At 69.5% G+C, this 8,119-nt stretch carries 10 protein-coding genes and 1 riboswitch; of the genes, 5 read left to right on the forward strand and 5 right to left on the reverse strand.

The window, feature by feature from the left end:
* Nucleotides 1-101 precede the first annotated feature (101 nt).
* Both ACFXGJ_RS15020 and ACFXGJ_RS15025 read right to left on the reverse strand, forming a co-directional pair.
* Nucleotides 102-659, reverse strand: coding sequence for a LytR C-terminal domain-containing protein (locus ACFXGJ_RS15020; protein ID WP_378621183.1), 558 nt, complete (start codon nt 657-659; stop codon nt 102-104).
* Between the two features lie 38 nt (nt 660-697).
* Nucleotides 698-1,024, reverse strand: coding sequence for a DUF3263 domain-containing protein (locus ACFXGJ_RS15025; protein ID WP_378621186.1), 327 nt, complete (start codon nt 1,022-1,024; stop codon nt 698-700).
* A 220-nt stretch (nt 1,025-1,244) separates the two neighbouring features.
* Between ACFXGJ_RS15025 and ACFXGJ_RS15030 the strand changes: the two genes are divergently transcribed.
* From ACFXGJ_RS15030 to ACFXGJ_RS15040, 3 genes are read left to right on the forward strand one after another with little or no spacing between them, the layout of a single operon-like run.
* A complete protein-coding gene (locus tag ACFXGJ_RS15030; RefSeq protein ID WP_378621189.1) occupies nt 1,245-1,835 on the forward strand; it encodes a peptide deformylase in 591 nt (196 codons plus the stop codon).
* Nucleotides 1,828-2,778: a GNAT family N-acetyltransferase gene (locus tag ACFXGJ_RS15035; RefSeq protein WP_378621191.1), complete on the forward strand. Its 951-nt coding sequence runs from the start codon at nt 1,828-1,830 to the stop codon at nt 2,776-2,778. Before ACFXGJ_RS15030 ends, ACFXGJ_RS15035 begins: the two co-directional genes overlap by 8 nt.
* 31 nt (nt 2,779-2,809) lie before the next feature.
* Nucleotides 2,810-3,625: an exodeoxyribonuclease III gene (locus tag ACFXGJ_RS15040; protein WP_378621194.1), complete on the forward strand. Its 816-nt coding sequence runs from the start codon at nt 2,810-2,812 to the stop codon at nt 3,623-3,625.
* On the opposite strand, the gene ACFXGJ_RS15045 is transcribed toward ACFXGJ_RS15040, so the two are convergent.
* From ACFXGJ_RS15045 to ACFXGJ_RS15055, 3 genes are all read right to left on the reverse strand, one after another.
* Nucleotides 3,622-4,308, reverse strand: coding sequence for a hypothetical protein (locus ACFXGJ_RS15045; protein ID WP_378621196.1), 687 nt, complete (start codon nt 4,306-4,308; stop codon nt 3,622-3,624). The two genes, ACFXGJ_RS15040 and ACFXGJ_RS15045, sit on opposite strands and share 4 nt — an antisense overlap.
* 107 nt (nt 4,309-4,415) lie before the next feature.
* Entirely contained in the window at nt 4,416-4,781 is a 366-nt protein-coding gene (locus ACFXGJ_RS15050) for a GNAT family N-acetyltransferase (protein ID WP_378621198.1), read from the reverse strand.
* Nucleotides 4,782-4,944: 163 nt separating this feature from the next.
* A complete protein-coding gene (locus tag ACFXGJ_RS15055) occupies nt 4,945-5,289 on the reverse strand; it encodes a GNAT family N-acetyltransferase (RefSeq protein WP_378621201.1) in 345 nt (114 codons plus the stop codon).
* Nucleotides 5,290-5,450: 161 nt separating this feature from the next.
* Nucleotides 5,451-5,575: riboswitch (TPP riboswitch) on the forward strand.
* On the opposite strand from ACFXGJ_RS15055, the gene thiC reads away from it, so the two are divergent.
* Nucleotides 5,567-7,243: a phosphomethylpyrimidine synthase ThiC gene (gene thiC, locus ACFXGJ_RS15060; protein ID WP_378621204.1), complete on the forward strand. Its 1,677-nt coding sequence runs from the start codon at nt 5,567-5,569 to the stop codon at nt 7,241-7,243. It overlaps the preceding riboswitch by 9 nt.
* Complete coding sequence (gene thiD, locus ACFXGJ_RS15065; protein WP_378621207.1) at nt 7,240-8,079, forward strand: bifunctional hydroxymethylpyrimidine kinase/phosphomethylpyrimidine kinase; 840 nt, start codon at nt 7,240-7,242, stop codon at nt 8,077-8,079. Before thiC ends, thiD begins: the two co-directional genes overlap by 4 nt.
* Nucleotides 8,080-8,119: the final 40 nt, after the last annotated feature.

Raw genomic sequence — 8,119 nt, forward strand, 5'->3', positions numbered from 1 at the left:
GGGCTGAAAGTGCTCTGATCATAGCCAGCCGGGCGATCCGGCCGACCGGTGGTCTACGACGCGCGATAGTTGACCACGCGCCGCTCGGATCCGCGACCCGCCTACGGCGAGGTGACGATCACGATCACGCCCGGCGAGGCCGACTGGATCCCCGCGAAGCGCGGTTCCGCCGTGGCACCCAGGGCCGACGCGATCTCGAGCGCCGCCTGCTTCTCGGTGGCGGAGGAGGGCGAGTAGAACACCGTCGTCCTGGCGACGTTCCCGGTGCTGTAGTTGCCGGTCTCGGAGACGTGCCAGCCGTCCGCCTCGATTGTGCTCGCAGTCTGCGCGGCGAGACCGCTGACCGTGCTGTTGTTGAACACCCGCACCGGCACGGCGGACTTGTCGACGGCCGACGCCGAGGCGACCGCGCTGGTCGTCGGTGTCGCGGAGGCCACGGACGTGACGGCCGGGGTGGTCGCACGCGCCGAGGCCCCGGGACTGTTCGGGCTCGCGGTGACCGGAGCGACGCTGGGCACCACCTCGGTGGGCTTGGTGTCCGAGCCCGAGCCGGAGAGTGCCATCGCGCCGATGCCCGCGAAGGCGATGGCGAGGGCGATGAGGACCATCGCGAGCGCGCGAAGCGGCGGTCCTGACGGTGCAGGCTGCGGGGTACTCACGGTACCGACCTTAGAGGCCGCGGCATCGTCGCCGGCACCTAGGTGATGTCGAATCCGAGCCGGCGGGCCGCGCGCGCCTTCTGCCTGCTGGCCCGCAACCGACGCAGTCGCTTCACCAGCATGGGGTCGACGGCGAGGGCTTCCGGCCGGTCGACCAGCGCATTCAGGACCTGGTAGTAGCGGGTGGCGGACATGTCGAAGAGTTCCTTGATGGCCTCTTCCTTCGCCCCCGCGTACTTCCACCACTGGCGTTCGAAGGACAGGATGTCGTGGTCGCGGCGGGTGAGTCCGTCCGCGCCCACCTCGTCGGTGGCCTGCGGGTCGGTGTGCTCGGAATTCCGGCTACGCGCTGCTGCGCCGTCCATCTCACTCCCCACTTCGAGCTCTCGCCCAATTTCAGCGAAACCTAAAGTTCCCCGGACACCCGGTCGGCTTCACGTGACCGAGCAACGAAATTACACAGTTGTTCTTCGGCTACTGATTCAACCACGATCGCCACGTCGGCCCCGGGTTCGGCGTGCTGGCGCGTCGCTCACGCCCACCACCGTCCGGGTAACCCGCGGGACCCCCACTATCCTTCTCACCATGGCAATTCTTCCCATCCGGATCGTTGGCGACCCGGTGCTCCACGAGCCCACGAAACCGGTGACGCAACCCGTGTCCGAGGTAGCCGAGCTCGTCGCCGACATGTACGACACGATGGACGCCGCGAACGGCGTCGGCCTGGCCGCGAACCAAGTGGGCGTTGCGCTGCGACTGTTCGTCTACGACTGCCCCGACTACGACGGCGACGGCGACGGCGAGCGGCGCCGCGGCGAGGTCATCAACCCGGTGCTCGAGACGTCGGAACTGCCCGAGACCATGCCCGACCCGGACGACGACGAGGAGGGCTGCCTGTCCGTGCCGGGCGAGCAGTTCCCGACCGGTCGCGCGGACTGGGCGCGGGTCACCGGCATCGACGTCAACGGCGACCCGGTCGATATCCAGGGCAACGGCTTCTTCGCCCGGATGCTGCAGCACGAGGTCGGCCACCTCGACGGATTCCTGTACACGGACATGCTGATCGGTCGCAACGCACGCGCAGCGAAGAAGACGATCAAGCGGGCAGGCTGGGGCGTGCCCGGGCAGAGCTGGATCCCCGGCACGGTCGAGGATCCGTTCGGCCACGATGACTGAGGCTGCTCTCGGGAGCAGGGTCGTCCTGCGCTACAAGCTTCCGCCGGGCTATCCGCAGCCGCTGACGGACATCATCGGCGAGTTGGTCTCGCTGGCTCCCGCCGTCGTGGTCCGCGCTCCGGACGGACGGGTCGTGCAGGTCTCCCCCGACCAGGTCGTCGCGCTCAAGGCCCTCGGCGCCCGCCCGGTGCTGACGAGGGAGATCCGGGCCCTGGAGCTGGCCGCGGCCGACGGCTGGCCCGGCACCGAGCAGACCTGGGTGAACGGATGGCTGGCTCGGTTCGGCGACGGCTTCACCCGGCGCGCCAACGCAGCGGTCCCGTTGGGCAAGGCGGACCGGATCGGCGACCTCTACACCGGCGACACCGCCGAGCGGCTGCGCGCCTGGTACGCCGACCGGGGCCAGCGTTTGCAGCTGCTGCTGCCCGACCGCCTCGGCACCGCGCCCGAGGGCTGGGAGGTCTCCGACGAGGTTCTTGTCATGGCCGCCGACATCGCGAATCTGACCCTGCCCGAAGGTGATTCGCTGGTCACGGTGGCGGACGTACCGGACGAACGCTGGCTGCCGCTGTACCACTATCACGGCGAGTCGCTGCCCGCGTGCGCGCCGGCTGTGCTCGGCGCCGTCCGGGACGGCCGACTCGGATTCGGTGCACTCGGCAGCCCGGACACCGAACTGCTCGCGATCGCGCGGGCTGCGGTCACAGAGGCGCCGGACGGGCGGCACTGGGTGGGCCTGGCCGCGGTCGAGGTCGCGGCTGAGCACCGGCGACGCGGACTCGGCCTGCTGATGTGCGCGGAGATGATCCGCTGGGGACGTGACAACGGCGCCACCCACGCGTACATCCAGGTGGCCGCGGACAACGACGCGGCCATCGCGCTCTACCGCACCCTCGGGCTCATCGATCACCACCGCTACCGGTACGCGACCGCCCCCGACTGAACCGTCCTCGCCGAGCACTACGCTGCCTGGCATGCGACTGGCGACGTGGAATGTGAACTCGGTGCGGGCCCGGACGGACCGGATCGTGGACTGGCTGGCGCGGACCGAGACGGACGTGCTGGCGATCCAGGAGACCAAGTGCCGCGACGACCAGTTCCCCACGGACCGGTTCACCGACCTCGGCTACGAGGTCGCGCACGTGGGGTTGAGCCAGTGGAACGGGGTGGCGATCATCTCGCGGGTGGGACTCGACGACGTGCAGATCGGGTTCGAGGGCCAGCCCGGGTTCGCGAAGGCCGCCGCCGACAGCCTGGACATCGCCACCCCGGTGGTCGAGGCCCGCGCGATCGGCGCGACCTGCGGCGGGGTGCGGGTGTGGAGCCTGTACGTCCCGAACGGTCGCGAGCTGTCCGACCCGCACTACGAGTACAAGCTGGACTGGCTCGCGACCCTGCGTGACGACGCGGTCAAGTGGCTCGCAGACGACCCGAACGCCCAGGTCGCGCTGGTCGGCGACTGGAACGTCGCGCCGACCGACGAGGACGTGTGGGATCCGGCCCTGTTCGAGGGCAAGACCCACACGTCGCAGCCGGAGCGGGACGCGTTCCACGCCTTCGTCGACGCGGGCTTCTCCGACGTGGTCCGGCCGTTCACGCCCGGCCCCGGCGTCTACACCTACTGGGACTACACGCAGCTGCGCTTCCCGAAGCGGCAGGGCATGCGGATCGACTTCCAGCTCGCCTCGCCCGCGCTGGCCGCCCGGGTCACCGGTGCGTCGATCGACCGCGAAGAACGAAAGGGTAAGGGCGCCAGCGACCACGCACCGGTGGTGGTCGAGCTCGCCTAGCGCGCGTCGGCTGCGTCGCGACGGGGCCGCAGCAGTTCCGCAGCGAGCCACAGCGCGCCGGCGGCCAGCACGACGCCGTGCGCGACCCGTACCCACGGCGGTCCGAAGAACTGCGGGACGAACAGCGCGAAGCCGACCGCGAGCGGGATCCCGCTCCACCGGGCGAGCACTCCCGACCGCCAGATCGCGACCGCGGCCGTCACCGCGCCCGCGGCGACCAGCACCAGCCCCGACGCGAACATCGTCATCTGCGTACCGCCGCCCCGCACCTGCACGACCAGGTCGAGCAGGTCCGGCGAGCCGTCACCGAGCGCACGGATCGCGACCGAGTGCAGGGCGAAGTCCTCGGCGCCGTAGTACGGGAGGGTCAGGCCGACGCCGACCCACGTCACCACGGTGGCGGCGATGCCGATCCGATCGGCGGGCGTGCCACGGAGGACGTCCCGCAGCGCCTGCATCGCCAACCCGAGCAACACGAACCCGAGCATGCCGAACACGTGTGCGGCGACCCAGCCGCCCGAGGCGTACGCGCGTGCGCCGTCGAGAGTGGTCTCGTTCAGGTAGTCCGAGTACGGCCGGACGGCGGGATAGAGCAGGAACAGCAGCCCGGAGACGCCGAACAGCGCGGCCGCGGCGGTCGCGCCCCCGCGGCGGGTCTGCGGTCGGACGGTTGTGTCGATCATGATTTGCTCCCCACCTCGGACGAGAGCAGCGCTCTCTGTTGAGAGCAGTATTCACCCCCGCGCCCGAGACTGCAAGAGCAGTGCTCTCGAATTTCCGCGAAGTGCGGTCAGTCGCCGTCGATCAGCCCCAGGAACTCCGTGTGCGTGCCGAGGTATCGCTGGACGTAGGTGCAGACCGGCCGCAGCCGCCAGCCCCGCACCCGCGACTCCTCGAGCACCTCACGAACCAGGATCGCGGCCCATCCGCGACCGCCGAAGTCCTCCTTGACCACGGTGTGCATCAGGGCGACCACCTCGGGATCGGCGCCCTGCGGGCCACCCGACAGCGGCGCACCGGGGTCGTCGCGCCCACTTCGGTAGCCGAGGATTCCCACCAACTCGTCGCCGACCCACAGGTCGAAACGCGAGTGCGACGGATTGTCCTCGACGCGCGCGAGCGCCGGGTTCGCCGTCGCAACGACGGGCGTGCTCACCGCCGCTGCCTGGACGTGATGTCGCTTGAAGATGTGATCCACATCGCCATGCAAGCAGCCCCGGCGCCATCGCGCCGCCGCACCACGAGCCCCTCGCCTGTTTGTCGCCCAGACTTCTTCGAATCGTGGCCGAATCGGCACAAAGCAGGCCGCGGCCCGACGATCACAGTGGAGCGAGCACGTCTCGGTACTGGGGATTGTCGGCGATGAATCGCTGCAGGTAGGTACACACCGGGCGAACCTTCCAGCCGTACTCGCGGGCCGCATCAAGCGCGCGCTGGACCATGACCGCGGCCAGGCCGCGATGCCCGAAGTCCTCCACGATCACGGTGTGCATGAACGAGACGACGGGCGGGCCCGCGCGCCGGCCGCCACGGACCCCGACGCCCGCGTTCGTGTCCAACTCGTAGTAACCGAGAATGCCGACGAGATCGCCGTTCAGCCGAAGCTCGAAGCGACTCTGACCAGCATTGTTCGACACTTCCGCGGTCGGTGAATCCGCAATCATGAACCCGTCTCCCTACCCCGCCCGTAACCCAAATGTGACCCACGCCACTATAGGTCAATCGGCAGACATTTGTGAGCGGGATCACTCAAATCCCGCCCGGCCGGTGGACCCGGAGTGGCGCAGCACACGGGGCCGGGTCTAGGGTCGGCGCCGAAACAACTACACAACCCCACGGGGGCTCGCACCAGCGGGCTGAGAGGACGGCTAGCTCTTCGGAGCGACCAGGGCCGTCGACCGTCGAACCTGACCGGGTAATGCCGGCGTAGGGAGAGCACGCATGAGGGACACCTCTGTCACGACCAGCACTGTCACCACCGGCCCCATCGAGGGCAGCAGCAAGCAGTACCTCGACGTCGACGGGATGCGAGTGCCCGTCCGGCGCGTCCAGTTGAGCAACGGCGAACACCTGGACCTGTACGACACCTCCGGCCCGTACACCGACGCCGGTGCCCACATCGACCTCGAGGCGGGCCTGCCGAGGACCCGCGACGGTTGGACCAAACCCGCCGCGGTCGACATCGGGGGCGAGCGTGGCGACGGGGAATCCAAGCCCGTTCGGACCCAGCTGGCGTGGGCGCGGGCCGGGATCGTCACGCCCGAAATGCGTTATTGCGCCGTGCGCGAGGGTGTTTCGCCCGAGGTCGTGCGCGAGGAGGTCGCCGCGGGCCGAGCGGTGATCCCGGCGAACCACAAGCACCCGGAGTCCGAGCCGATGATCATCGGCAAGCGGTTCCTGGTGAAGATCAACGCGAACATCGGCAACTCCGCGGTCACCTCCTCCATCGCCGAGGAGGTCGAGAAGATGGTCTGGGCCACGCGCTGGGGCGCGGACAACATCATGGACCTGTCCACCGGCAAGGACATCCACCAGACCCGCGAGTGGATCCTGCGCAACTCGCCGGTCCCGGTCGGCACGGTGCCGATCTACCAGGCGCTGGAGAAGGTGAACGGCGACCCGACCGCGCTCACCTGGGAGATTTACCGCGACACCGTGATCGAGCAGTGCGAGCAGGGCGTCGACTACATGACCGTGCACGCCGGCGTACTGCTGCGGTACGTCCCGCTGACCGCCAAGCGGGTCACCGGGATCGTCTCGCGCGGCGGCTCGATCATGGCGGCCTGGTGCCTGGCCCACCACCGGGAGTCGTTCCTGTACACGCACTTCGAGGAGCTGTGCGAGATCCTCGCGCGCTACGACGTCACGTTCTCGCTCGGCGACGGCCTGCGTCCGGGCTCGATCGCCGACGCCAACGACGAGGCGCAGTTCGCCGAGCTCCGCACCCTGGGTGAGCTGACGAAGATCGCGAAATCGCATGGCGTGCAGGTGATGATCGAGGGCCCCGGCCATGTGCCGATGCACAAGATCGTGGAGAACGTGCGGCTCGAGGAAGAGCTCTGCGAGGAGGCCCCGTTCTACACGCTCGGACCGCTCGCCACCGACATCGCGCCCGCGTACGACCACATCACCTCCGCGATCGGCGCGTCGATCATCGCGCAGGCAGGCACCGCGATGCTCTGCTACGTGACGCCCAAGGAACATCTGGGGCTGCCGAACCGGGACGACGTGAAGGTCGGCGTCATCACCTACAAGATCGCTGCGCACTCGGCGGATCTCGCGAAGCAGCACCCCCGCGCGCAGGAGCGCGACGACGCGCTGTCCAAGGCGCGCTTCGAGTTCCGCTGGCGCGACCAGTTCGCGCTCTCGCTGGACCCGGACACCGCGCGCGAGTACCACGACGAGACCATGCCCGCGGAGCCGGCGAAGACCGCGCACTTCTGCTCGATGTGCGGACCGAAGTTCTGCTCGATGCGGATCTCGGCGGACGTGCGCGAGTACGCCGAACGCAACGGACTGACCGACGCGGCCGCGATCGAGGCCGGGATGGCGGAGAAGTCCGCGGAGTTCGCGGGCACGGGAAGCCAGGTCTACCTCCCGGTAGTGTCCACCCCGTGAAGTTCTTGCCCCTCACCCCCGACGGACAGACCCCGATCCGAGTCCTCACCATCGCCGGGACCGACTCCGGTGGCGGCGCCGGCATCCAGGCCGACTCGCGCACCATGGCCATGTGTGGCGTCCACGCGTGCGTCGCGGTGGCCGCGGTGACGGTGCAGAACTCGGTGGGGGTCAGCGGGTTTCACGAGATCCCCCCCGAGATCGTGGCCGACCAGGTGCGGTCGGTGGTCGGCGACATCGGGGTGAGCGCCGCGAAGACCGGGATGCTGGCCTCGACCGCGATCATCGAGTCCGTCGCACAGGTGTGCGGCGAGGTCGGGATCGGCAAGGGGCAGGCCGTGCCCCTGGTCGTGGACCCCGTGTGCGCGTCCATGCACGGCGACCCGCTGTTGCACGCGGAGGCACTCGACGCGGTCCGCAACACGCTGATCCCGATCGCCTCGCTGGTCACACCGAATCTCGACGAGGTCCGGCTCATCACGGGCATCGAGGTGGTCGACGACGGGTCCGCCCGCCGGGCCGCCGAGGCCCTGCACGCGCTCGGTGCACAGTGGTCTCTGGTCAAGGGCGGGCACCTGCGCACGTCGACCGAGTCGACCGATCTGCTGTTCGACGGGGAACGTTTCCACGAGTTCACCAGCCCGCGGATCGACACCGGCAACGACCACGGCGGCGGCGACACCCTGGCCGCGGCGATCGCGTGCGCTCTGGCGCACGGGTACTCGATGCCGGCCGCGGTGGAGTTCGGCAAGGAGTGGGTCACTCGCTGCCTGGCGGCCTCCTACGACCTCGGCGCCGGGCACGGCCCGGTCTCCCCGCTCTGGCGCCTGCACTGACACGCGACTGTGCGCGTCCTCGCCCACGGCGAGGGCGCGC

The sequence above is a fragment of the Rhodococcus sp. NPDC059234 genome, assembly GCF_042754225.1.
Classification (GTDB): domain Bacteria; phylum Actinomycetota; class Actinomycetes; order Mycobacteriales; family Mycobacteriaceae; genus Rhodococcus_G.

Excerpts from the sequence above, each read along its gene's own strand:
- ACFXGJ_RS15030 (WP_378621189.1), top strand. The coding sequence starts at position 1,245 with ATGGCAATTCTTCCCATCCGGATCGTTGGCGACCCGGTGCTCCACGAG.
- ACFXGJ_RS15040 (WP_378621194.1), top strand. The coding sequence starts at position 2,810 with ATGCGACTGGCGACGTGGAATGTGAACTCGGTGCGGGCCCGGACGGAC.
- ACFXGJ_RS15045 (WP_378621196.1), bottom strand. The coding sequence starts at position 4,308 with ATGATCGACACAACCGTCCGACCGCAGACCCGCCGCGGGGGCGCGACC.
- ACFXGJ_RS15055 (WP_378621201.1), bottom strand. The coding sequence starts at position 5,289 with ATGATTGCGGATTCACCGACCGCGGAAGTGTCGAACAATGCTGGTCAG.
- ACFXGJ_RS15035 (WP_378621191.1), top strand. The coding sequence starts at position 1,828 with ATGACTGAGGCTGCTCTCGGGAGCAGGGTCGTCCTGCGCTACAAGCTT.
- ACFXGJ_RS15025 (WP_378621186.1), bottom strand. The coding sequence starts at position 1,024 with ATGGACGGCGCAGCAGCGCGTAGCCGGAATTCCGAGCACACCGACCCG.
- thiC (WP_378621204.1), top strand. The coding sequence starts at position 5,567 with ATGAGGGACACCTCTGTCACGACCAGCACTGTCACCACCGGCCCCATC.